Source organism: Gaoshiqia hydrogeniformans, assembly GCF_049347105.1.
GTDB classification, from domain to species: Bacteria; Bacteroidota; Bacteroidia; order Bacteroidales; family Prolixibacteraceae; genus Gaoshiqia; species Gaoshiqia hydrogeniformans.
Genome location: NZ_CP186334.1, coordinates 2,831,449 through 2,856,231 on the forward strand (window position 1 = coordinate 2,831,449; position 24,783 = coordinate 2,856,231).

Consider the following 24,783-nt stretch of genomic DNA (forward strand, 5'->3'; position numbering starts at 1 on the left):
GCCTGAAGTTAATAAAAAAAGCAGCCGAACGGCTGCTTTTTTTTCACGATTTTAATATCGGTAGTGTTCCGGTTTGTAAGGTCCTTCCTGCGGAACGCCAAGATAATCAGCTTGTTCTTTGGAGAGCCGGGTCAGCTTTACGCCTAGTTGCTCCAGGTGTAAGCGGGCTACTTCTTCGTCCAGTTGTTTGGGTAAGCGGTAAACATCAACCGCGTAATTGTTTTTCCAAAGTTCAATTTGGGCCAGTGTTTGATTGGTAAATGAGTTGCTCATGACAAAGGAGGGGTGGCCGGTGGCGCATCCCAAATTTACCAGTCGTCCTTCGGCTAATAAGAAAATGGCATGTCCGTCTTCATAAATATATTTATCAACCTGCGGTTTGATGTTGATTTTTTGAATTCCCGGCCAGCGTTCCAGGCGGGCAACCTGTATTTCATTATCAAAATGCCCGATGTTGCATACAATGGCCTGGTCTTTCATGGCAGCCATGTGTTCGGCGGTAATGATATCTTTGTTGCCGGTGGTGGTGACATAAATGTTGCCTTCAGTCAAAGCTTCTTCCAGTGTTTTTACTTCAAAACCTTCCATTGCGGCCTGTAAAGCGCAAATCGGGTCAATTTCGGTGACAATAACCCGGGCCCCGTAACCGCGCATGGAGCGGGCGCAGCCTTTCCCAACATCGCCATAGCCTGCAACAACAACCACTTTCCCGGCAATCATCACATCAGTTGCCCGTTTAATCCCGTCGGCCAGCGATTCGCGGCAGCCATACAGGTTGTCGAACTTCGATTTGGTTACCGAGTCGTTGACGTTGATGGCTGGGAAAAGCAGTTTGCCGTCCTCCATCATTTGGTAAAGACGATGAACGCCGGTGGTGGTTTCTTCGCTCACGCCTTTAATTTCGGGAACCGCCCGGGTCCAGCGTTGCGGCATTTCGGCCAGAATTTTTTTCAGGGCCTTGTTTAGTTCAATTTCATCAATTCCTTCAGCAGGCGCATCCAGTACGGTCGCATCCTTCTCGGCAGTGTAACCGCGGTGGATCATCATGGTGGCATCGCCGCCGTCGTCAACAATCAGGGTCGGGCCGAGGCCGTTGCCAAAATTCAGCGCCTGCTCGGTACACCACCAGTATTCTTCCAGGGTTTCACCTTTCCAGGCAAATACCGGGATTCCGGCAGCAGCAATGGCCGCCGCAGCGTGATCCTGCGTGCTGAAAATGTTACAGCTTGCCCAGCGCACTTCGGCGCCAAGTTCGACCAATGTTTCAATCAAAACGGCAGTTTGAATGGTCATATGGAGCGAGCCCATAATCCGGGCGCCTTTTAATGGCTTCTCCACAGAATATTTTTTGCGGATCGACATCAATCCGGGCATCTCTTTTTCGGCAATTTCAATTTCTTTTCTTCCAAAGCCGGCCAGCGACATGTCGGCAACTTTGTAGTCAATTTGTTTTTCTGTCATGATTGTCATGTTCTCTTCAATTTTTTTGAGTGGGGCAAAGATAGCTATTCTCCCGCAATTATCGGGGATATTTGTTGGTTGCCTTCCTGGTTTTTAGTTGAACGTTAGCTTGTTGAAATATTAAACCGACGGCTGTTTGAGTGATTTTTCCAAGATGCGCTGTACCGATTTTTTGTCTTTTTCGAGTTGAAGTTTTAATTCTTCAACGGAGGCAAATTTTTGTTCTTCGCGTACTTTCTGAATAAATTCAAGCTCAATTTGTTTTTTGTAAAGATTCCCGTCGAAATTCAGAATGTGTACCTCAATACTTCGCGAGTCCGCATTTTTATTCACGGTGGGGCGGGTGCCGATATTTAACATGCCCATGAATTTTTGAGCGCCCACATTCACAAAGACTGCGTAAACGCCAAAGCCCGGAATAATTTTATGGGGGTCGGATGCCTCAATGTTGGCCGTGGGGAACTGAAGTTTCCGGCCCAGTTTCTGGCCTTCCACCACGGTGCCGTGCAGCGTAAACGGGTAGCCGAGGTATTTGTTTGCCCTGCTGATGTTGCCTTGTTGCAGGGCATCCCTGATTTTTGTCGAGCTGATGTTGATGTCGTCCATCAATAACACATCGAGCTTTTCGACCTGGAAGTTAAAAACCAGCGAGAGATTTTTCAGCATTTCGAATCCGCCTTCCCGGTTCTTCCCGAATTTATGGTCGTAACCTACAACCAAACTTTTGATTTTGAGCTTTTTTACTAAAATTTCGCGCACAAAATCGGTGTAACTCAGGTCTGAAAATTCTTTGGTGAACGGAAAAACAATCAGGTGTTCGATGCCGGCCTTTTCAAACAGGCGGATTTTTTCATCCAGGGTCGTCAGCAGACGGAGGTTGCCTTCGTCGGGGAACAACACCAGGCGCGGATGCGGGTAAAAGGTGAAAATTACCGATTCGCCTTTGTTTTGGCAGGCAATTTCTTTTAACCGTTCAATGATTTTAAAATGTCCGCGATGAACCCCGTCGAAGGAGCCGATGGTGAGTACCGGGTTCTGAACACGGAAATCATCAATATCATGGTAAATTTTCATTCTTCCTGCGATTTTGGAGTGCCAAAAATACGATTTTTTAAGGCTCTGACAGTATACATAACCACTAAAACAAAATCGTGCTCTAAAAGATTAGGTGAAGTCGCCCGAATGCAGCGTAAATTATCTATTTTTACCCCTCGGTTCTAAAAAATAAAATTCTGAATTGTGAGAAAGTTTATTGTATATCTGCTTGTACTGGCAACAATTGCGGTTGCCTGTAATGATTCTTCCAGGTACCGGATTCATGGCCGGATCACCAACGCCGAGAAGAGGTATATTTATCTTGACGAGTTAAAAATTACCTCCACAGCAACAGTCGATTCGGTTTTGCTGGGAAAGGACGGGAAATTCGAGTTTAAAGGAAACATCCAGTATCCGACTTATTTTTTGCTTAGGCTGAGCGAGAAAAACTTCATCACTCTGCTGGTCGACTCGGCCGAACAGATTGAAGTGAAAGGCGATGCTGCCAATTTTTCGCGGGAATACCAGCTTGAAGGATCGGAAGGTTCTGTCCTGGTCAAGGAGTTGACCAATCATTTAAGCCGGACAAAACACCGGTTGGATTCGATCCGTTCGTTGCAAATATCGTTTCGTAACGACCCGGATTATGCTTCAAAAAGGCAAAAGTGGGAAGAAGAATACAATAAGGTGCGCGAAGCACAGATTGCCTACTCGCAGGATTTTGTTAAAAATCATCCGTTTTCCATGGCCAACGTACTGGCGCTTTACCAGAAATTTGACGACGATACCTATGTGATCCAGGATTTACAGTCGCTGAAGGTTGCTGCTTCTGCCTTGAATTCCTTCTTCCCGGAATCGGAGCACGTAAAAGCCCTGTACGCCAACACGCTTAAATTGATGCAGGATGAGCGTAATGCCAGGGTCAGAAAATTCATTCAGGAAACCGGCGAAAACAGCCCGGATATCGTATTGCCCAACCCCGATGGGAAGGAAATTGCCCTCTCTTCGTTGAAGGGGAAATACGTGTTGTTGCACTTTTGGTCGGCAGCCGACCGCGGTTCACGGATTATGAACCCGGTGCTGGTTGAATTGTACCAGAAATACCGTTCCAAAGGATTTGAAATCTACCAGGTAAGCATTGATGAGAACCGCTACGAGTGGCTGGATGCAATTGATCAGGATGGATTGAAATGGATTAACGTGGGCGATATGGCAGGCAGCACAAGCGCTGTCATTACTTACAACATCAAGTCTGTTCCGTTCAATTATCTACTCGACCGCGAAGGGGCAATTGTTGCCAAAGACCTGAAGGGCGCCGGTCTGGACCGGATACTCGGCGAACGGCTGAAATAGACGATTTTAATCATCCGGTTGTTTGCAACAAAAGTTGAATGGATAAAATCATATAAATGATATCTTTGTCCGCAAATTTTTAGTTTCGGAATCACAAATTTTGACCAGTCAGAAAAATAAAATATACTTCATCTCCGACGTTCATTTGGGAGCGCCGGCATTGACAAATAATCACGAACGGGAAAAACTGTTCGTCAGTTGGTTGGATGAAATCAGGAACGACGCATCGGCGCTTTTTCTGATGGGTGATATTTTTGATTACTGGTTTGAATACAAGAAGGTTGTGCCACGCGGATTCACCCGCGCCCTGGGAAAAATTGCAGAAATAGCCGATTCGGGGATTCCTGTTCATTTTTTTACCGGCAATCACGATATCTGGGTGTTCGATTACCTGCCAACCGAGTTGGGTGTACGGGTACATTACCACGAAATGCGGCTTACCTTATCCGGGAAAAAGTTTTTTCTGGCTCATGGCGATGGACTCGATCCGTATGATACCGGTTATCATTTTCTGAAGAAAATATTTACAAACCGGTTTTTTCAATGGACTTTCTCTCACATCCATCCAAATTTGGGGATTGCCATTGCGCATGCTTGGTCGAAAAAGAGCCGGTTGACCAAAGGACTGGGCGAACCGTTTAAAGGAGAAGATAAAGAAGGGCTGTATGTTTTTGCTAAATCAACGCTCGAACAGGAAGAGGTTGACTATTTTATATTTGGCCATCGCCATTTGTTGCTTGATTTGCCCGTCGGGAAACACTCGCGTTATATCAATCTGGGAGATTGGATTCATCACTTTTCCTACGGGGTATTTGACGGTGAAAAAGTTGAATTAAAAAGATACAATGGATAACAGGCTGCAAGTCTGAATAATTGAATGCTATGACAAAAAAAGTCTATACAAAAATTATTGGAACAGGGAGTTGTATTCCGCCACAAGTAATTAAAAACGAGTATTTTCTCGATTACAAATTTTATGATCCGGCCAGCCGGAAACCATTTGACAAAAGCAATGAAGAAATTATTCAGAAGTTTCATGAAATTACCAACATTGAAGAACGGCGGTGGGTGGCTGATGATCAGGTGAATTCGGACATCGCCGCAATTGCTGTAGAAAATGCCTGCGAATCGGCCGGAATCGATATGGAATCGCTCGAATTCATCATCTTTGGTCATAACTTTGGCGATGTTTATCCCGGGAACACCTCGGTTGATACCCTTCCCGGACTGGCCAACCGGGTAAAAAAGAAACTGGATATCCGGAATCCGGCCTGTATCTGTCATGATGTGATTTCCGGTTGCCCGGGATGGACGCAGGGAATGATTGTTGCCGATGCGTATATCCGCAGCCAAACATTTAAGCGCGGGGTGGTTATTGGTTCCGACACCTTGTCGCGCATTTCCGATCCGCACGACCGGGATACCATGATTTTTTCCGACGGGGCCGGCGCGACGATTGTTGAAGCTGTTGAAAGCGAAACTCCGGTCGGGATCATTTCGCACAGCAGCCGTTCCGATTGCAACCCGTACGTAAACTTGCTCATCTTCGGGCCATCGCTGAATCCCGATTACGATCAGACTGAATTGTTTATCCGGATGGCCGGGCACAAGTTGTATGTGTACGCGCTGAACTTCGTTCCGGGAGTGGTAAAAGAGAGTATTGAAAAAGCCGGCTTGCAGTTATCTGATATTAAAAAGGTTCTGATCCATCAGGCCAATGAAAAAATGGACGAAGCGATTCTAAAAGGGGTGTTCAAACTGTATAAAGAAAAGCACATTCCCGAAGGCATCATGCCCATGAGCATCAACAAGCTTGGAAACTCGTCAACGGCAACTGTGCCAACCCTGCTTGACCTGATAGTGAAGGGTCAGATGGAAAACCAGGTGATCAATCGGGGAGATTACATTATCCTCTGTTCGGTCGGCGCCGGGATGAATGTAAATTCCATTGTATACAAGTGGTAAGATAAAATACTTTGACTAAAAAAAAAGCTGTCCCCCATGATTCGGGACAGCTTTTTTATTTCAGCTAAATTCGTTTAAACAGACGCTTTGTTAGCGCTGGCTCCGGAATTGTGGTTTATGTCTGTTGCCGTTTCTCCGGCCAGGTGCCGAATTTGAGAATCCGTTTCTTTGTTGCGGGTTTCGGTGATTCGTCGAATTTTTTGGCATGACTTCTTCTTCATCGTCGGGAAAAGGATGGTCGGTGATAACCGGAATCTGTTGATCAATCAGCCGTTGGATGTCGCGCAGGTATGGTCGTTCCTCTACCTCGCAAAACGACAGAGCCGTGCCGCCTGCGTTGGCTCTTCCGGTTCGTCCGATCCGGTGAACATAGGTTTCGGGGATATTCGGCAGGTCGTAATTGATTACCATCGATAGCTGTTCCACATCAATGCCGCGGGCGGCAATATCCGTGGCGACCAAAATACTCGTTTGGCCGCTTTTAAAATCGCCTAAAGCCCGTTGTCGAGCCCCCTGCGATTTATTGCCGTGAATGGCTGCCGATGTAATCCCTGCTTTCTCCAACGATTTGACAATCTTATCGGCCCCGTGTTTCGTGCGTGAAAAAATTAGCGCTGAATCAAACTTCTCGTTCCGGATCAAATGCACCAATAGTTTCGACTTCCATTTCTTGCTCACGAAGAAAATGGATTGTTCTACTTTCTCAGCAGTGGTCTGTTCCGGGTTAATCACTACTTTCTCGGGATTTCCCAAAATTTTCTGCGACAACTCGACAATGGCCGGTGGCATGGTTGCCGAAAAGAAAAGCGACTGCCGGTCTTCAGGAAGCCGCGCAATCAGCTTTTTGATGTCGTGCACAAAACCCATGTCGAGCATCCGGTCGGCTTCGTCCAGTACAAAATGTTGAATGTCTTTCAGGGAGATAAAACCCTGATCCATCAAATCCAGGAGCCGTCCCGGTGTGGCAATCAGAATATCAACACCGCGGCGGAGAGCCTGCGTTTGCGCTTCCTGTTTTACTCCGCCGAAAATCACGGTATTGTTCAGGTCGGTATATTTTCCGTAGGTTGAAAAACTTTCGGCTATTTGTATGGCCAGTTCCCGGGTAGGGGTAACGACTAACGCCCGTATTTTACGTGGTTTTTTACTCTGCGGCCTGTTAAAATAAAGATTTTGCAGGATGGGGATCGCAAAAGCCGCGGTTTTTCCTGTGCCTGTTTGGGCCGAGCCGAGCAGGTCTTTTCCGTCAAGTAAAATTGGGATCGATTGTTCCTGTATCGGGGTTGGATTGGTGTAGCCCTCGTCTGCGAGAGCTTTCAGTATGGAATCTGTAATTCCTAATTCTTTAAAAGTCATGTAATCATTTAAGATGGCAAAGATAGCTGAATTGTTCGGATATTCCTTGTGTTAAGTCCGAATGGGCTTTTTTGTCCGGTAAATTTTTGCGATTTGGATCGAGTTCACGGCTGTTCTTATTTGTGTTTTGCAAACTGAAAAGAGATCAAGTGGCTAATAATGAGTGATTCATATTTTTTGATCCGGCTTTTTCCCGTATCGGTTTTTTTTGTTTAAGTGATTTGTTAAAAGATTAATAAGCGACCGGTTTTCCGGTGTGTTCTGCCGGAGCATGTTGCCCGATTTTTAAGAGAAGAGCTACCAATTAATTGGTTTCAAGCCGTGCTGTAACAGGAACGCGTTGGTTCTGCTGAAATGTTTGTTGCCAAAAAAACCGCGACTGGCCGACAGGGGAGAGGGGTGCACCGAAGTCAGCACCAAGTGTTTGGTTTGGTTGATTAATTCACCTTTTCTGATCGCGTAACTGCCCCACAAAATGAACACCACGTGTTCTTTTTTCTCATTGATTTTATGAATGACGGCATCGGTGAATTCTTCCCAGCCTTTTTTTTGGTGCGAGCCAGCCTGGTGGGCGCGTACGGTTAGCGTGGCATTTAAAAGCAATACGCCTTGTTGGGCCCAGTCAGTTAAATTGCCGCTCGACGGGATGGCTTTGCCCACATCGCTTTGCAGTTCTTTAAAGATATTGCGCAGGCTGGGCGGAAACTCTATCCCGTCGTTTACCGAAAAACACAAACCATGCGCCTGTCCCGGTCCGTGATACGGGTCCTGACCAAGAATGACCACTTTCAGCTGATCGAAGGAGCATTGGTCAAACGCGTTGAAAATGAGCCTGGCCGGAGGGAAAACCTGATGATTTCGGTATTCTTCGTGCACAAATTTGGTGAGGTTATCAAAATAGGGCTTTTCAAATTCACTAGTTAGCAGGTTTTTCCAACTGGCTTCAATTTTAACATCCATAATGCAGTTTTTTTGATAAGCTAAAATAGTGTTTAAGTTCCATGTTTCAAATTCCAAATTTCAGCTTGTTTCTTTGTACTTTTAGCCATCAAATCGTTAAAAACATGGAATTAATTTATCTGCTTGCCGGACTGCTTGTTGGTTTTATCGTTGCTTTTTTGGTTTTTAAACTGAGATCGAAAAGCTCGGAGAATGAATCGTTGTCGGTTCGTACCGAATACGAAAAGAACAAGGCTCAGCTCGAAGAGCGGGTCCGTTATTTGCAGGATGATAAAGACCGTTTGACCGGCAGGTTGGAAAATGCCGAAACAGTTAATGAACAACAGGCCCAGCGTTTGGCAAGAGCCGAAGTGGAATTTGCCAATCTGCGCGAAAAGCTGACCGTCCAAAAGCAGGAAACAGAAGATTTGCAAAAGAAATTTACCACCGAGTTTGAAAACATCGCCCACAAAATTCTGAAACAGAATTCTCAGGAATTTACACAGGTCAATCAAAAAAACATCAGCGATATCCTGAATCCGTTACGCGAAAAAATCCAGCTTTTCGAAAAGAAGGTTGAAGATACTTATGAAAAAGGCTTGAAAGATCAAACCGACCTGAAGGCGGAGCTGAAAAAACTGCACGATCTGAATCTGAAAATCAGCGATGAAGCGAATAACCTGACCAAAGCGCTGAAAGGTGATGTAAAAAAGCAGGGCAACTGGGGCGAGGTCATTCTCGAACGCATTCTGGAGCGTTCGGGCCTTACCGAAGGACGCGAATACCAAAAGCAGTTCAGCACGACCGGTGATGACGGCTCGCGCCTGCAACCAGATGTGGTCATTCATTTGCCCGAACAGAAACATATTATTATCGATTCGAAGGTTTCGCTGGTGGCTTACGAGCGCATGGTGAACGCAACAAGTGACGACGAACGGGCTAAACAGGTGAAAGAACACCTGCAAAGCATTAAAAACCATATCAGGCTGCTCAGCGATAAACATTATCAACATGCAGCCGGCCTGAACAGCCCCGATTTTGTATTGTTGTTTGTACCCATCGAGTCGTCGTTCAGCGTGGCCATTGAGGCCGACCAGGAATTATTCTCGTATGCCTGGGACAACAAAGTGGTGATTGTCAGTCCGTCCACCTTACTGGCCACGCTCCGTACTATTGCGTCCATCTGGCAACAGGAAAATCAAACCCGGAATGCCCTGGAAATTGCACGTCAGGGCGGGGCGCTTTACGATAAGTTCGTCGCGTTTATCGCCGATCTGGAAAAAATAGGCGGTAACCTCGATCAAACCCGCAAAAACTACGACCTGGCCATGAATAAACTGTACGACGGTCGCGGCAACCTGATCCGCTCGGCCGAAAAGCTGCGCGAACTGGGCGCCAAAGCCAGTAAAGAACTTCCGCAAAAATACCTGGAGGAGTAATCGGTGAGTTGAAGTTATTCAGGTTTTTTTGAAAGAATCTCAACGAAATCATGATCAGTTTATCAATAGAATGCTTAATTTGCATTTTATTATCATCAATCTAATCTAAGCTGATCTGAAATGAAAAAAAACCACAACTTTTCTTCCCTTAACGCCTCCTGTATTCTTGTCTTAACGATTATTCTTATGGGTATGATTAAACCGGCTCAATCGCAGGACGACGCTTATTGGGTGGGTTTGCCGCTCAAAAACCCGGCTGCAATCGGTTCGCCAACCGATTGGGTTTATGGCGGTTATTTTTTTACCAACTCGGTTTCTGATTTAAACGGGTTTACCGCCGGGGCCGATTATACCATCAGCCCAAAAATCGGTTCAGTCGGGTTTAATTTTGAAAAAGAAGAATTTTCGATTGACGACCTCACCTTTTGGCAGTTGAGCTATGCCTATACGGCATCCTTTCAGGAGAAGGGAAGTTTAAGTATCGGCTTAGGATCCGGACATATGAATTATACGCATAACTCGCAAAGGTATATACCGCCTTCAAGTCCATATAATGCATTTGGACATTATGTCACGGAATCAAAAGAACGGGTTCACCTGAAATCCGGCCTGGGTTTGTTTTTCAATTCTGGTCGTTTTGATTTGGGGGCGAGCTACACCCGGTACGACGAGTTGAAGAACGAAATCAATGATCCTACGCTTTCTTTGTTGGCAGGTCCGGGCGATGTGTGTACCCTGCTCGGCGCTTACCGGTTTCCCGTGAGCGAAAAGCTGCGGATTGAACCAAACCTGCTGGTTGATCTTGAAAAAGGGAATACCGATACCTGTGCCGGCGTTTTCTTTAAATATCACGAATGTTTATGGGCTGGTTACAATAGTCTGAATTTCAATGATCTGCATGCAATTATGCTGGGCGGCGATATCAAGGGAAAGTTCAGGATTGGCTATTATTACAGTTTTTCCAAACCGATTGACGGCGATTCCCTGAACCTGCACGAATTTTTATTGTCTGTGCGCATCCGCTAAAGCGGCTGGTGAATTCAAATTCTATAATCAATACTAAACAGACTTGCAATGAAAAACAACAACTATCCTTTCGTTAACGCTTTATTGATTCTTGTCTTAACGTTAATTTCTGTTTGTTTTGTAACGCCGGCTCAATCGCAGGACGACGCTTATTGGGTGGGTTTGCCGCTCAAAAACCCGGCTGCAATCGGTTCGCCAACCGATTGGGTTTATGGCGGTTATTTTTTTACCAACTCGGTTTCTGATTTAAACGGGTTTACCGCCGGGGCCGATTATACCATCAGTCCAAAAATCGGTTCAGTCGGGTTTAATTTTGAAAAAGAAGAATTTTCGATCATCGACCTGTCTCTTTGGCAACTGAGCTACGCCTATACGGTGTCCTTGAAAGAAAAAGGTCGGCTGAGTGTCGGGTTCGGTACAGGAATCCTGAATTATAAATATAATCTGGATGAGTATATGCTTGAGCCGGGTTCTCCCTCAGGCTTGGAGCCGGAAAAATGGGTCTACCTGAAATCCGGCCTGGGTTTGTTTTTCAACGCGGCCCGGCTGGATTTGGGAATGAGTTATGCCCGGTATGACGAGTTGAAAAAAGAAGTTAATCATCCTTCCTACCCGTCATGGGCCGGTCCGGACGATGTGTATACCCTGCTTGGCGCTTACCGGTTTCCCGTGAGCGAAAAACTGCGGATTGAACCAAACCTGCTGGTTGATCTTGAAAAAGGGAATACCGATACCTATGCCGGTGTTTTCTTTAAATATCACGAGCGTTTATGGGCAGGCTACAGCAGCCTCGATTTTAATGATCTGCATTCGGTTATGCTGGGCGGCGATATCAACGGAAAGTTCCGGGTCGGCTATCATTACAGTTTCTCCAGGCTGTTTGACAGCGATTCCCTGAACCTGCACGAATTTTTATTATCTGTGCGCATCCGCTAAAACGTGATGGAATATACGGAACGGGAATCTCTGAGGGGCAGGCTCAGATTTTTCCCAGGTGTATCAGCGCATCGCCCTGGTACACAATGGGAGCGTGGTTTAAGCCGATGATATAGCCGCTGGCCGGTATTTTCACCTGGTGCTCGTATTGCCCGTACGGGTCGGAGATGCTGCCAATCACATCGCCTTTCTCTACTTTGGCGCCGTCTTTTACATGAAAACGGAACATGCCGCCTTGCCTGGCGCGTATCCAGCCCGATTCGCGGATCAGAACGGAGCCGTTCTGGTTAAACGGGCTGAGTTCAGCGCTGAAGTCGCGCATGTTCAGGTGGTGCATGATCTTCATGATGCCGACAGTTCCGCGTTGCGTGATCCGGTTGTGGATGTCGAGCGACTTGCCGCCTTCGAATAAAAGCACCTTTTTGCCTAATTGGGTAGCCGCCTCACGGAATGATTTTTCGCGGTCGGGAGCATAAACGATAAAACGGGGATTAAAGATGCCGGCCAGTTCCAACAGTTCAGGTTTTCCTTTACTGACGCGGATTTGCGAACTGTTAAAACGGTTAGCCCCACCGGTGTGAAAATCGATGCAGTAATCGGCCAGCGGCAAAATCCGGTTCATCAGGTGCCAGGCAAACAGGCTGGCCAGCGAGCCGTTCCTGTTTCCCGGAAACATCCGGTTCAGATCTTTGCCGTCGGGAAACTCACGGGTTTGCTTTAAAAAGCCAAACACGTTGAGTGCGGGGATACAGATCACCGTGCCCCGTTCGGGTTTGTTCAGCTTTTTGGCGATCAGGCTGCGAATGATCTCCACGCCGTTCACCTCATTCCCGTGAATTCCGGCAATGAGCAGTAATACCGGGCCATCTTGTTTGCCGCGTTCAATAATAACAGGCACTTCAATTTTGTTGTGGGTGTGCAGGCGGATGATATCCAGACTGACCATTGTTTTTTTGCCTGGTTTTACCGGGGTTCCTAAAATCGTTAAGGGCGCGTTTGTATTCATGTGATTATACGTTTCGTTCAACGTACCGGATGATGCTGTTGGCGATATCTTTCCCGGTAGCGGCTTCAATGCCTTCGAGGCCGGGAGACGAGTTAACTTCCAGGATCAGCGGGCCATGATTGGATTGCAGCATGTCGACTCCGGCAATGCCCAGGCCCATGACGCGGGCGGCTTTCAGCGCGGTATTTTCTTCGTCTTCGGTTAATTCAATCACGCTCGCTGTGCCGCCGCGATGGAGGTTAGAGCGGAACTCACCTTTTTTCCCCTGCCGTTTCATCGCCCCAATCACCACTCCGTCAACCACAAAAGCGCGGATATCCGATCCTTTGGCTTCGGCGATAAATTCCTGCACGATCACGCGGGCCTTCAGTCCGTTAAAAGCCTCGATGACCGATTCTGCCGCATTTTCCGTTTCGGCCAGCACGACGCCGAGTCCCTGGGTGCCCTCCAGCAGTTTAATAACCACAGGGGCTCCGCCAACACTTTTTACAATGTCTTTCACATTGCGCGAGTAGTTGGTGAAGACTGTTTTTGGCAGTCCCAGTCCGGCCCGGCTGAGAATTTGCAGGCTGCGTAGTTTGTCGCGCGAGCGGACCAGCGCCTGTGATTCGATGGCTGTGAATACCTTCATCATTTCAAACTGGCGGACAACGGCCGTTCCGTAAAAGGTAACCGATGCCCCGATCCGGGGAATGACGGCATCGACATGCTCGAGCAGGTTGCCTTTGTAGAAGATCGCCGGCCTCTTCTTTTCGATGACCAGGTCGCACTTGGAATGGTCGACGACCAGCATTTCGTGGCCTTTTTTTTCGCCTGCTTCTACCAGTCGCTTGGTTGAGTAGAGATGCTGGTTTCTGGATAAAATGACAATTTTCACCTTGTATTGTTTAATTAGATCTGTTTTTCGTTTTTATTCGGGCACAGGACTGTTTTCGAATCCATTTATTTTGTTTTTCAGACTTGAATCTGTTTCACCACGTTTTTTGCAGACAGGTTTCGTTTCGAGCTGTCGACCACAAACCTCGGGGAGAGAAACTTTCGTCCCAGCAAAACCGGGAACCGCATTTGTCCGCGCTCTGTTAATGTTAGCTCCAGCGGCATTTCCCGGCCGAAAAGCAGGATGGTGGTATTAATGCAAAAACGCTCTTCCAATTGGCCGTTTGAACTGCGTATTTTTTTTTTGGAAAAGCGGTCAAAGATAAATTCTTTATGATGATATTTTTCATGTTCGGGATCTAAAAAAAGGCAGCGCAGTTTTTTTGCTCCGTTCAGGTTGATTACCTCGATATCGTGACAATGAAAGCTGGAGGTGTAAGCTCCGGTGTCTACTTTCACCTCGATGTTTTCCAGTTGAAGTTCCGTAAATTCGGCAATGTCCTGCCGGCCGATCAGTATTTTTGTTTTCATCTAAATCATGTCAAAAAAGAAGCGTGCAACCAGCATGTAGAGCATAAGCCCGAGGATGTCGTTGCTGGTAGTGATAAACGGGCCGGTGGCCAGCGCCGGGTCAATTTTTAGCTTGTTGAGCAACAGCGGGATGATGGTTCCGAACATGGAGGCGAAGATGATCACGATAAACAGCGTGCAGCTCACCGCCATAGTCAGGTTGAAATTGTTGCTGAAAAAGAAGTTATAGGCGAAGATCACGCTGGAGAAGAATAAGGCGGTGATCAGGCCGACAGCCAGTTCTTTGATCAGTTTCTTCCCAAACGAGTCGAAATCGCGCGAACCGCTGGCAATGGTTTGCACAACGATGGATGAGGATTGTACGCCTACATTCCCGGCTGTTGCTGCAATGAGCGGTATGAAAAAGGCCATCGCCGGAATCTTGTCGAGCGTACCGGCATTGGCGCCCAGCACCCGGGCGCCTAAAATACCACCCATGGTACCGATCAGCAGCCAGGGGATGCGGGCGCGGGTTTGTTGCCAGATCCGGTCGCCTGATTCCACATCGCCGGTGATCCCCGAAACCATTTGATAGTCTTTCCCGGCTTCCTCGCGGATAACATCCACCACGTCGTCAATGGTAATGCGGCCTTTCAGCCGGCCGATGTGATCGACGACGGGCAAAACAACGAGGTCGTATTTTTCCATGATCTGGGCCACTTCTTCCTGCCGGGTGTCGGTTTTCACCGCATGAATTTCGTCGTAAACCAGGTTTTTCACCTTCGTGTGCGTCGGTTTCTGGATTAATCGGGACAGCGAAAGGATGCCTTTCAGGATATTGTCATCGTCAACAACATACACGTAATAAATCTCGTCGATTTCTTCTGCCTGGATGGAAATTTCTTTCAGACAAGTCTGGACGGTCCAGTTTTCGTTTACTTTCACCAATTCTTTGGCCATCAAACCCCCGGCGGTATCTTCGTCGTATTCGAGCAGGTCGGCAATGTCACCGGCTTGTTCTTTGTCTTCAATTTCGAGCAAAACGGCTTCCTGGATGGCTTCTTCCAGGTCGCCCACAATATCCGCGGCATCATCGGAGTCCATGTGTTCGATAAACTGCCGGGCGATCACTTCGGGCGGAAGGGCTTTCAGAAACCGGCGACGGTCGGCTTCCGGAATCTCGATTAACACATCGGAAGCTAACTCCCCGTCCAGTTGCAGGTAAAGAAACCGGGCTTCCTCCATGCTAAGCTCTTCCATGATTTCTGCAATGTCGGCCGGATGCAGTCCATCCAACATTTTCAGAATTTCTTTGGCAGCTTTTTTATCGATCAGCTCTTTCAGCTTGTCAATAAACTCTCTGTTTAATTCGAACTTCATGGTTTCATGGTTTTGGCTGATTGGCAATCAGCCGGGTTAACTGTTCAAATTCACCCACGCTCAGTTGTTCGGGGCGTTTGTCGAAAATGGCTGAGCGCTTCAGTTCTTCATCCGTCAGAAATGACTTGAGCGAGTTACGCATGGTTTTACGCCGCTGGTTAAAAGCGGTTTTTACAATCTTGAAAAACAAGGCCTCGTCGCAATCGAGCTTTTCGCGCTGGTTACGCACCAGGCGGATAACAGCCGACTTTACTTTTGGCGGCGGAATAAAAACATGCTCGGGTACGGTAAAGAGGTATTCGATCCGGTAATAGGCCTGAAGAAAGACACTCAGGATACCATAGGTTTTTGAACCCGGACCGGCGCTCAGGCGTTCGGCAACTTCTTTTTGGATCATCCCGACCGACTCGGGGATCAGATCTTTGTATTCCAGTAGTTTAAAGAAAATCTGGGATGATATGTTGTAGGGGAAATTTCCGATTAAAGCAAACTGTCCGGGAAAATAATCCGACAGTTTCAGTTTTAAAAAATCTTTTGAGAGAATCCGGTCACCCAACTCCGGGAAATGCTCTTTCAGGTAGACGACCGATTCGTTGTCGATCTCGACAACGGTGGTGCGGTAAGCTGATTTTTTTAGCAAAAATTGGGTGAGAACACCCATGCCCGGGCCAACTTCCAAAACATCAGGTGTTTGGTTGGCCTGCAAGCTGTCAACAATCTTTTGGGCGATATTTTTGTCCTTCAAAAAATGTTGACCTAAGTTTTTTTTGGCCCGTACTATGGTCATTACTGTCTCCGTCTTCCATTATAAGCATTGATGAATATGTTGCCAAAAACAGGTGCGATTTAAAACAAATCTGTATTTTTGTCAGCGAATTTTGCCGTTTTAAAGGCGTGCAAATTTATAAAAGTACTTAATAAAACCTCTGAGATTGCCTTAAAGGTTTTTAAAATTAGCGTATTTTCAGAAATAAACAAGTTCATTTTGAAACAGAAGCTTCTACAACTTATTAAATTTCTTGCCTTTTTTGCCTTTGGGATACTTCTTTTCTGGTTGGTGTATAAAGATCAGGATGTTGATCGGATAAAATCAATTCTTAAAAATGATGTTGATTACCTGTGGATCTGGATTGCCATCGTTTTGGGCATATTGAGCCACATCAGCCGGACCCTGAGGTGGGCATTAATGATTGAACCTCTGGGACATAAACCCCGTGTGTTTAACACGTTTTTGTCGGTGATGGTTGGTTACCTGATGAATCTGGTGTTGCCCAGGATGGGAGAGATTTCGCGTTGCGGCGTATTGTCCCGGTACGAAAATATATCGTTTACCAAATTGGTTGGGACCGTTGTTACCGAACGCATCATCGATGTGGTCATGCTGCTGTTATTGGCTTCGGTGGCGGTGGTCACCCAATTCGGGAAAGTTTTGGAATTTCTTGAAAATAACCCGGGCATCAGGGAAAAACTGGGAAATACAGGCTTAATGATTTGGATTTTAGTGATAACCGGGACCTTGGTTGCAGGGATCTTTTTCTTTCGCAGGAAAATTAAAAAATCAGGCATCTTTAGTAAACTCAATGGCATCCTGTCGAAGTTTGGCGAAGGCTTGCGAACCATCAAAGATATGAAACACAAAGGGGCGTTTATTTTTCACACCCTGTTTATCTGGTTGATGTATTTCCTGATGCTGTATGTCGTTTTTTTCTCTTTTGAATTTACTTCGCACCTGACGGTGATCGCAGGTTTAACCGTGTTTGTGCTTAGCAGCTTCGGCATGGCCGCACCGGTGCAGGGAGGTATTGGCGCCTGGCATTTTATGGTGATGCAGGCCCTGTTGGTTTACGGGGTGGCCAAAACCGACGGCGTGATCTTTGCGTTCCTGGCACACGGCACTATGACTGCCATGCAAATCCTGCTGGGGGTAATTTCTTTGCTGATCTTACCGTTTATTAACCGCAGAACAAATTAAAGTTTGTAGTTTTACGGGCAAACAGAGCAAATCCTTGAATACAGAATTGTTTATAGCGCGCCGTTTATTTTCTTCAAAGGACCAATCCCAGCGGATGTCCCGGAGAATTGTCCGCTTGGCCGTGGCCGGCATTAGTTTGGGCATGGTGGTGATGATTCTGGCCATTTCGATTGTCACGGGGTTTCAGCGCGAAATAGAGGGAAAAGTAAACGGTTTTGCCGCCCATCTGCAAATTGTGAGTTACGACAGTAACCAGTCGTACCAAACCGATCCGATCAGCAGCAGGCAGGATTTCCTGCCTCAGCTGAAAAATTTTCAAGGGATCAGGCATATCCAGCAGTTCGCCACCAAGCCGGGCATGATTAAGGCGGATGACGATATTCAGGGGGTGGTTCTGAAAGGAGTTGCCGCCGATTTTGACTGGAGTTTCTTTGAGAAAAACAGGGTGGAGGGCGCCCAAATCAGGCTCGATTCGGCCCGGACCGACGATGTTTGGATCTCGGAACAGATTTCGCTGTTGCTGAAATTGAAACTGGGCGACCGCTTTCGTATGTATTTTCTGAACTCCGGCGAAAAGGTGCCGCGTATCCGTCAGTTTACAGTTGGCGGCATTTACCGGACAGGCCTCGAAGAGTTCGACCGGATGTTTGTACTGGTTGATCTGAGGCATGTGCAAAGGTTGAATTCGTGGGATGACGACCAGATTACCGGCTTCGAATTGTTTGTCGACCAGCTGGATAAGGTGGATGAACTGGATTACCAGGTGCGAAACCTGGTGCTGACCTCGCTGAAGCAGGACTCGCCGATGCTGCGGGTGGTAAATGTCAAGCATAAGTTTCCGTATATTTTTGATTGGCTGAACCTGCTTGATATGAATGTCTGGATTATCCTGGCGCTCATGGTTTTGGTAGCCGGTTTCAATATGATTTCGGGTTTGCTGGTGATCATCCTGGAACGTACGCAGATGATCGGGATATTGAAATCGATGGGAGCCGCCAATTTCAATATTCGGCGGGTTTTTATGTACCTCTCGGCTTTTTTAGTGGGAGAAGGCTTACTCTGGGGAAATATACTCGGTGTCCTGATTTGCCTGGCACAACATTACCTGAAGATTATTCACCTCGACCCGGCGTCCTATTATGTGGATACCGTGCCGGTAAACCTGCTTGTTTCGCACCTTGTCCTGCTGAATATCGGCGCTTTGGCCGTTACAATGCTGATGTTGCTTGGCCCTTCGTATATCGTCGGGCGAATTGCGCCTGAAAAAACCATCCGCTTCGAATAAGCGATCCATCGTTTTGTGAGAATATTAATTTTGCATTTTAGGCGTGAAATTTTAACATCTTTTCAATTTCACATTTCAGCTTAATGATTATATTTAGTTATGAACAGTTTTTTGCCCGACCATATTGCCCGTTTACTGCAATCCGGCCTGCCGGGAGAACAGTCTCACCTGAAGATGGTACCTCCGGGGAGAAGCTTGTATACTGCGGCAGAAGACAGGAAGCGGGTAAAACTCAGCAGTGTGCTGATCCTGCTGTTTCCGGTGGCCGGCGAAATTTACACTTGTTTTGTGAAGCGGAGCGCGGGCTTAAAATATCATCCGGGTCAGGTTAGCCTGCCCGGCGGACAGGTAGAAGAGGGCGAAAGCGCCGAGATGGCAGCTTTGCGTGAAACACAGGAGGAAATAGGGGTTTCTGCCCGCGATATCCGGGTTTTGGGGCGCCTGTCCGAGTTGTTTGTACAGGTAAGTTCTTACACGGTATATCCCTTTGTGGGTTGGCTGGATGAGCAACCCGAGTTTGTTTTAAACCGGGATGAAGCGGAAAAGCTGATTTTATTTCCCGTGCAGCGGTTCCTGGAACGCCGCGAAATCGGGTATATGGAACTGGAAACCAGTACCGGTTTGCTTGAAGTCCCTTATTACCCCTGCGACGGCGAAATCATTTGGGGGGCAACGGCGATGATCCTGACGGAATTCCTTGATCTACTGGGCAAACCCAAGCTTATTCCCCGATGATATTCCGGTAATGCCGGTAGGTGGCTAACACGTTGTTGACGTAATTGAACGGTTCCTCGCCCCGGCAATAGCCCCACCTTACGACCGGGTCGCGGTAATATTTGGCAATGGATTTACTTAGTAAAAAGTAATCGACATTATCGGTCCAGACAATCGGTATCCGGTCGTACTTCTCGGCCAGCCGCTGCGCATCTTTTACATGTCCAAGGCCCACGTTGTAGGCGGCCAGCACAAACTTTACGCGCTCAGTCGAATCGGGAATATCCTGTTTGAAGTTGTCGTCGAGCCATTTGATCAGTTTTGTTCCTACCGCGATGTTGTTTTTTGGCTCATCAAAGTTGTAAATATTGAACAGGTCGGCCGATTCGGGCAACACCTGCATCAATCCGTAAGCGCCGGCCCAGGAAATTGCTTCCGAGTCGAAGCGGGATTCCTGGTAAATAATAGCCGCAACAAAACGCCAGTCCAAACCGATTTTGGCGCTTTCTGCTTTAATCAGGTCATCGTAGGGCGATATTTTTCCGCCGGTCAGCGAATGGTAGTCGCTGTTGGCCATCACGCTGGAACGGCTGTTTTCGAAATATTTTTTGTAAAGGACCAGGTAGGTTGGCGAGGCTTTGATATCGAGGATCCAACTGTTGATGTAACTCAGCCATTCCGGCGAATCGTTTCTTACGGCCCAGGCAATATTTTGAGGAAAACTAACCGGCGTTTCAATATCCAGGTTCGGATAAAAAGATTGATTGACCCGGGCGACATTTTCATCACAAACGGTGTAGTCGATTTCACCTTTGGCAACCATCGATACCAACTGTTCCACTCCGTAGATGCTGTCCTGAACGATTTCTATTTCGGCTCCAATTTCGTCGGAAAGGTTGACCAACCTCCGGTAGTAAGCGGTATTTTTTTGAACATGGATCCGTTTTCCGGCCAAATGCAGCTGGCTTCTGATCAGCGAATCTTCGATGGCATGGGGAGGCATCTCCCGCCATTTTTTCGGTTTCCGTTGTACCAGCACCTGCCGGGTTTGTTCCAAGGGGATGGTAAAATCAATCAGGTCATTTCTTTTTCTCGTGATGGTCAGGTTCTTAGCTACCAGGTCGTATTGTTTCCGGTTCAGTCCTTCAAATGTTTCTTCCAGGTCATTACTCACCGAAATTTCGAGCTTAACCCCCATGTCTTTAGCCAATTTTTGCAGTAGTTCGTACTTGAACCCCATTGGCTTTCCTTTGTAAATAAAGTAGTTGGTAGAGTTGTAATCGACAACGACCCGCAGTTTGCCGGATTTCATGATCCGGGTGACTTCGGTTTCCCTTTCTACGTTTGCCTGACCTGAGATTGTTTTTTCTTTGTTGGAACAAGACCAACCGGCTAACAGCAGAACAACAATCATCAGGGAAAGGTGTATGTTTATTTTTCCCATTAAAAATGAATTAGCGCGAACTAATCGTAAAATGACCAGGCGATGCCAAGACGGAATGTTCGTCGGTACAAGGGATAATCCGGCGCTGTCCAATAATTTCCCTCCATTAAGCCGGAAGCCGCATTCAGTAACTGAAAGAACGCCCGTGTCCGTTTTAATTTTAAGTTGGCATGCAGGTCAACGAAGGGGAAGTTACCAATTTTTTGTTGATTCTGCCAATAAAAACGTCCTGTGGCCGGATCAAAGGCATCGGCATAATACAAACTGTGGTACCGGACATCAAAGCCCAGGTTGGTATAAAGCACTTTCGAGATGACCGTTTTGAAATTGAAACTCAGGTATCCGGTCAGTTCGGGTAAATGCAGATAATCTTCCTGGCTGCTGGTCTGCCAGAGCAAGTGGGTGCGAAGGAGCCAGTGCTTCGATTCAAAATCTTTACGGACATAGGCCGACAAAACGAGTAGTTCTGAACCGCCTTGGTTCGGGAGGGCGTCCTGGTCGTTATAAATGTAGTTGCTGATCAGCGAGTGGTTGGCGCCCAGTTCGAGCTTGTACTTTTGCGACCTGATCTGCCCGCGTATGGTAAGCTCATTGATGTTGCTGAAACGGTTATCCCACTCGTAATTGTTCGAGCGGTAATGCTGCTGAAAGTAATCAGGAACAAGGCTGTTGATTTCGCCGGACAAGTACAGGCTGGTGGTGTCGCTTCCAATCTTCAGGGGCTTGTAGATAAAGCCGCTCAGTTCGGTTTGTCCCGACCGGTATCCGGTGAGGTACATTTTACCCTGGGCGTTCCAGCGCCAGAATTTTCCTTCATCCCGGGATATGCCGCCTCCTATAAACGTGTTATGCAGATTTTCCTTCGACAGGTATAAACTGTCGGCATCAAGCATTTTCACGGTAATCAGGTCGTTCCCGATGTAGGCCCTTTGGGTGAAGGTGAATTTGCGCTCGGGCGCTTCGTAAAACTTCAGCTGAAAAACATTGGTCAGCCGGTTGTAAATTGTGGTATCGCTTGTAGCCGTTTCGTCGCGGTATACATTTTTATACACGTCGGCGTTGTGCGGGTCGCTGTCCAGGTACCGTCGTTGGTTGGTCGAGTATTCAAATTGATGGATGAAGCCGGTAATGGGGCGAAACGAATCGTACAGGTAACCATCTTCCGTTTCTTTTTCCTCTGTTTTTCCTAATTTATATTCGTTGGTAAATGCCACGATGTTATTTTTTACCGACGAAGCGGCATTCAGCAGGTTCACCAGGTAAGTTTCAGTTTCTTCGTACTCATTCAGGTCTTGTCCCGGAGTCAGACCGCCGTTCTCCTGCGATTCGTACCGGTTGAAGATCACGTGAAAATGAGAATTGAATTTGTCTGACAGATAAGTGGTATTGATGCCAATATTGTGAAACTTGGCTTCCTGATTCTGGTAGTGCCCGGTTGATTTACTCTGGTCGTAAAATAAGGTGAAATTAAAATCTTTGTTCACGTTTTGGCTGTGCAGCACATTAAACCGGGTTTCATTCCGCGAATTCCGGTTCTCACTTTGGGTATAATCGAGTAAGGTATACGGCGTTGTGGTGTTGAAAAATTTAATGGTGGCGGGAAACTTGGCGTAAGCGTCGTATGAGCGGTAAAAATAGAAATCAGAAACCGGTTTACGGTTGAAAAAGTCGTTCGACTGGTAGGCACCGCCGGTATTCCCGGTGAAGGTATTGCTGATACTGCGCTGAAAAACCGGGTTGTACACGTGAAAGAAATTCAGGGTGGTGTCAAACTCGGCTTCTTCAATATTTGCCCCGTAATTCGAAAGCTGCCAGTTACGGATAAACGACGGGACTTGTTTTTTCTTCGGCTCGTCATGTTGGTGAGCCGTATCCTGGTCTTCCGAACCTTCGTAATCTTCAGGGCTTAACAGTTCATTTCCGCCGGTCCCGAAAGTTCTTACAGCCTCCTGTGCCTGGCTGAAAGATACCGTAAGCAGTAAAAATAATATGCTTATGTACTGTTTTCGATTCATACGGGGCAAATATAGTTAAAACTCGAGGCTTGCCTGATCATCAAGCCTTAAAAAACTTTAATAAATGCCGGTTGTTGGTTCTTCATCAACTAAATTGAGACAAAATGGAATTTGCCGGCTGATTTTATGAGGAAGTTTTCAACTATGGGTTGTTAGTTATTGGCGCTTCTTAAAAATTTTGGCGCACTTTTGTTTTCTTTATATTTGTGTCAAATTGCAAAGAGGTATGACTCCAAATTATGATGAGGGATCGATAAAAACCCTTGACTGGCAAGAACATATCCGGAAGAGACCGGGGATGTATATTGGGAAACTGGGCGACGGCTCGGCCAGCGACGACGGTATTTATGTCCTGTTAAAAGAAGTTGTGGACAACTCGATCGATGAGTTTATGATGGGATTCGGGAAAAAAATCGAGATAAGCGTATCGAACGAACTGGTCAGCATTCGCGATTTTGGTCGTGGGATCCCCTTGGGCAAGCTGAAAGATGTTGCTTCGAAAATGAATACAGGCGCCAAATACGACTCCACCGTGTTTAAAAAATCGGTGGGCTTAAATGGTGTGGGAATCAAAGCGGTGAATGCACTTTCCTCTTCATTTTGCATCAGGGCTTTTCGCGAAGGACAGGTGAAGGAAGTTCTATTTTCGCGCGGGCAGGTTGTTGATGAAAAAAATGTTGGTCCGACAGACGAACCCAACGGTACGGCAGTCGACTTTGTGCCGGATGGCGATATTTTCAGAAACTATCGCTTCAGGAGTGATTATGTGGAGACCATGATGAAAAATTACTCCTTCCTGAATGCAGGTCTGGTCATTCATTGTAACGGCGAACGCTATCAGTCGAAGAATGGGTTGAAAGACCTGCTGGAAGAAAACCTGGATACAGAACCGCTGTACCCGGTCATTCACCTGAAAGGAGAAGATATTGAAGCAGCTATTACGCATGGCAACCAATACGGCGAAGATTACTACTCTTTTGTAAACGGGCAGCATACCACGCAGGGCGGAACCCACCTGGTTGCTTTCCGCGAAGCGATTGTTAAGACCATCCGCGATTATTACAAAAAAGATTTCGATCCGTCGGATATCCGGGCTTCCATTATTGCTGCTATCAGCATTAAAGTGGAAGAACCTGTTTTTGAATCGCAAACCAAAACCAAGCTGGGTTCGCGGGATATCGGGCCCGATGGTCCGAGTGTACGGAATCATGTGGCGAACTTCATTCAGAAAGAACTGGATAATTACCTGCATAAAAACCAGGACGTAGCCGAAGTGTTGTTGCGGCGGATCCAGGAATCGGAGCGCGAACGAAAAGCCATTTCAGGAATAAAAAAACTGGCCAAACAGCGGGCCAAAAAGGCCAACCTGCATAACCGGAAACTGCGCGACTGCCGCATTCACTATAACGACAAGAATGACCACAAGGCCGAATCGAGCCTGTTTATCACCGAGGGAGACTCGGCCAGCGGGTCGATCACCAAGTCGCGCGATGTCAATACGCAGGCGGTGTTCAGCTTGAGAGGAAAACCCCTGAACTCATACGGGATGACTAAAAAGGTGGTTTACGAAAATGAAGAATTCAACTTGCTGCAGGCCGCACTCGATATCGAAGAAAACATGGACGACCTTCGTTACAACAAGGTGATCATAGCGACCGATGCCGATGTTGACGGGATGCATATCCGCTTGTTGCTGATTACCTTCTTTTTGCAGTTCTTTCCCGAACTGATTCGGAAAGGTCATTTATATATTTTGCAAACCCCTTTGTTTCGCGTCCGGAATAAAAAGAAAACCATCTACTGTTATTCGGAAGACGAACGCCTGGCGGCCATTGACGAGATTGGACGCGGAGCAGAGATCACCAGGTTTAAAGGTCTGGGCGAAATTTCTCCGGACGAGTTTAAAAACTTTATCGGGCCCGATATCCGGCTGGAACCGGTGAAAATGAAAAAGCACGAATCAGTTTCGCAGATGCTTGAATTTTATATGGGAAAAAATACGCCCGAGAGGCAGGATTTTATCATTGAAAACCTGTATGTGGAGAAAGATGAACTGTAATATGTCAACGAC

Annotated in this window: 21 protein-coding genes; 10 read left to right on the forward strand and 11 right to left on the reverse strand. The window is 46.9% G+C overall.

Annotated elements, in window-relative coordinates; all coding sequences use genetic code 11:
• Positions 1-51: 51 nt before the first annotated feature.
• Together ahcY and ACOIT5_RS11310 are read right to left on the reverse strand one after the other, a co-directional pair.
• Positions 52-1,470, reverse strand: a complete 1,419-nt coding sequence (gene ahcY / locus ACOIT5_RS11305; RefSeq protein ID WP_423130582.1) for an adenosylhomocysteinase — start codon at positions 1,468-1,470, stop codon at positions 52-54.
• Positions 1,471-1,581: 111 nt separating this feature from the next.
• Entirely contained in the window at positions 1,582-2,535 is a 954-nt protein-coding gene (locus ACOIT5_RS11310; RefSeq protein WP_423130583.1) for a bifunctional riboflavin kinase/FAD synthetase, read from the reverse strand.
• A 165-nt stretch (positions 2,536-2,700) separates the two neighbouring features.
• On the opposite strand from ACOIT5_RS11310, the gene ACOIT5_RS11315 reads away from it, so the two are divergent.
• From ACOIT5_RS11315 to ACOIT5_RS11325, 3 genes are all read left to right on the forward strand, one after another.
• Complete coding sequence (locus ACOIT5_RS11315) at positions 2,701-3,849, forward strand: thioredoxin-like domain-containing protein (RefSeq protein WP_423130584.1); 1,149 nt, start codon at positions 2,701-2,703, stop codon at positions 3,847-3,849.
• Between the two features lie 100 nt (positions 3,850-3,949).
• Positions 3,950-4,702, forward strand: a complete 753-nt coding sequence (locus tag ACOIT5_RS11320) for a UDP-2,3-diacylglucosamine diphosphatase (protein WP_423130585.1) — start codon at positions 3,950-3,952, stop codon at positions 4,700-4,702.
• 29 nt (positions 4,703-4,731) lie between these two features.
• A complete protein-coding gene (locus ACOIT5_RS11325) occupies positions 4,732-5,814 on the forward strand; it encodes a 3-oxoacyl-ACP synthase III family protein (protein ID WP_423130586.1) in 1,083 nt (360 codons plus the stop codon).
• A 90-nt stretch (positions 5,815-5,904) separates the two neighbouring features.
• Here ACOIT5_RS11325 and ACOIT5_RS11330 read toward each other — a convergent pair whose 3' ends face one another.
• Both ACOIT5_RS11330 and ACOIT5_RS11335 read right to left on the reverse strand, forming a co-directional pair.
• On the reverse strand, positions 5,905-7,170 hold the full coding sequence (locus ACOIT5_RS11330) for a DEAD/DEAH box helicase (RefSeq protein ID WP_423130587.1): 1,266 nt from the start codon (positions 7,168-7,170) through the stop codon (positions 5,905-5,907).
• Positions 7,171-7,467: 297 nt separating this feature from the next.
• A complete protein-coding gene (locus tag ACOIT5_RS11335) occupies positions 7,468-8,130 on the reverse strand; it encodes a uracil-DNA glycosylase (RefSeq protein WP_423130588.1) in 663 nt (220 codons plus the stop codon).
• 104 nt (positions 8,131-8,234) lie between these two features.
• Between ACOIT5_RS11335 and ACOIT5_RS11340 the strand changes: the two genes are divergently transcribed.
• The 3 genes from ACOIT5_RS11340 (at position 8,235) to ACOIT5_RS11350 (ending at position 11,510) form a co-directional block, all read left to right on the forward strand.
• Positions 8,235-9,548, forward strand: a complete 1,314-nt coding sequence (locus tag ACOIT5_RS11340; protein WP_423130589.1) for a DNA recombination protein RmuC — start codon at positions 8,235-8,237, stop codon at positions 9,546-9,548.
• A 186-nt stretch (positions 9,549-9,734) separates the two neighbouring features.
• Positions 9,735-10,574 (forward strand): type IX secretion system membrane protein PorP/SprF, encoded by an 840-nt coding sequence (locus ACOIT5_RS11345; protein WP_423130590.1) that lies wholly within the window; start codon positions 9,735-9,737, stop codon positions 10,572-10,574.
• A gap of 48 nt (positions 10,575-10,622) precedes the next feature.
• Positions 10,623-11,510 carry a type IX secretion system membrane protein PorP/SprF gene (locus ACOIT5_RS11350; RefSeq protein ID WP_423130591.1) on the forward strand — a complete coding sequence of 296 codons (888 nt, stop codon included), beginning with the start codon at positions 10,623-10,625 and terminating at the stop codon, positions 11,508-11,510.
• 43 nt (positions 11,511-11,553) lie between these two features.
• Here ACOIT5_RS11350 and ACOIT5_RS11355 read toward each other — a convergent pair whose 3' ends face one another.
• From ACOIT5_RS11355 to rsmA, 5 genes are all read right to left on the reverse strand, one after another.
• Complete coding sequence (locus tag ACOIT5_RS11355) at positions 11,554-12,516, reverse strand: succinylglutamate desuccinylase/aspartoacylase family protein (RefSeq protein WP_423130592.1); 963 nt, start codon at positions 12,514-12,516, stop codon at positions 11,554-11,556.
• 4 nt (positions 12,517-12,520) lie between these two features.
• Positions 12,521-13,393 carry a 30S ribosomal protein S6--L-glutamate ligase gene (gene rimK, locus ACOIT5_RS11360; RefSeq protein WP_423130593.1) on the reverse strand — a complete coding sequence of 291 codons (873 nt, stop codon included), beginning with the start codon at positions 13,391-13,393 and terminating at the stop codon, positions 12,521-12,523.
• 77 nt (positions 13,394-13,470) lie between these two features.
• Complete coding sequence (locus ACOIT5_RS11365) at positions 13,471-13,923, reverse strand: ATP-dependent zinc protease family protein (protein WP_423130594.1); 453 nt, start codon at positions 13,921-13,923, stop codon at positions 13,471-13,473.
• A complete protein-coding gene (gene mgtE, locus ACOIT5_RS11370; RefSeq protein ID WP_423130595.1) occupies positions 13,924-15,282 on the reverse strand; it encodes a magnesium transporter in 1,359 nt (452 codons plus the stop codon).
• 4 nt (positions 15,283-15,286) lie between these two features.
• Positions 15,287-16,069: a 16S rRNA (adenine(1518)-N(6)/adenine(1519)-N(6))-dimethyltransferase RsmA gene (gene rsmA, locus ACOIT5_RS11375; protein WP_423126279.1), complete on the reverse strand. Its 783-nt coding sequence runs from the start codon at positions 16,067-16,069 to the stop codon at positions 15,287-15,289.
• A 198-nt stretch (positions 16,070-16,267) separates the two neighbouring features.
• Here rsmA and ACOIT5_RS11380 point away from each other — a divergent pair, with 198 nt between their 5' ends.
• From ACOIT5_RS11380 to ACOIT5_RS11390, 3 genes are all read left to right on the forward strand, one after another.
• Positions 16,268-17,254: a lysylphosphatidylglycerol synthase transmembrane domain-containing protein gene (locus tag ACOIT5_RS11380; protein WP_423126280.1), complete on the forward strand. Its 987-nt coding sequence runs from the start codon at positions 16,268-16,270 to the stop codon at positions 17,252-17,254.
• A gap of 94 nt (positions 17,255-17,348) precedes the next feature.
• Complete coding sequence (locus ACOIT5_RS11385; RefSeq protein WP_423126281.1) at positions 17,349-18,539, forward strand: ABC transporter permease; 1,191 nt, start codon at positions 17,349-17,351, stop codon at positions 18,537-18,539.
• Between the two features lie 99 nt (positions 18,540-18,638).
• The gene (locus tag ACOIT5_RS11390) at positions 18,639-19,274 is read left to right on the forward strand and encodes an NUDIX hydrolase (protein WP_423126282.1); all 636 of its coding nucleotides are present in this window, start codon (positions 18,639-18,641) and stop codon (positions 19,272-19,274) included.
• On the opposite strand, the gene ACOIT5_RS11395 is transcribed toward ACOIT5_RS11390, so the two are convergent.
• Together ACOIT5_RS11395 and ACOIT5_RS11400 are read right to left on the reverse strand one after the other, a co-directional pair.
• Positions 19,261-20,697 (reverse strand): transporter substrate-binding domain-containing protein, encoded by a 1,437-nt coding sequence (locus tag ACOIT5_RS11395; RefSeq protein WP_423126283.1) that lies wholly within the window; start codon positions 20,695-20,697, stop codon positions 19,261-19,263. The two genes, ACOIT5_RS11390 and ACOIT5_RS11395, sit on opposite strands and share 14 nt — an antisense overlap.
• Positions 20,698-20,717: 20 nt before the next feature.
• A complete protein-coding gene (locus tag ACOIT5_RS11400; RefSeq protein ID WP_423126284.1) occupies positions 20,718-22,712 on the reverse strand; it encodes a putative porin in 1,995 nt (664 codons plus the stop codon).
• 226 nt (positions 22,713-22,938) lie between these two features.
• On the opposite strand from ACOIT5_RS11400, the gene ACOIT5_RS11405 reads away from it, so the two are divergent.
• A complete protein-coding gene (locus ACOIT5_RS11405) occupies positions 22,939-24,771 on the forward strand; it encodes a DNA topoisomerase IV subunit B (RefSeq protein WP_423126285.1) in 1,833 nt (610 codons plus the stop codon).
• Positions 24,772-24,783: the final 12 nt, after the last annotated feature.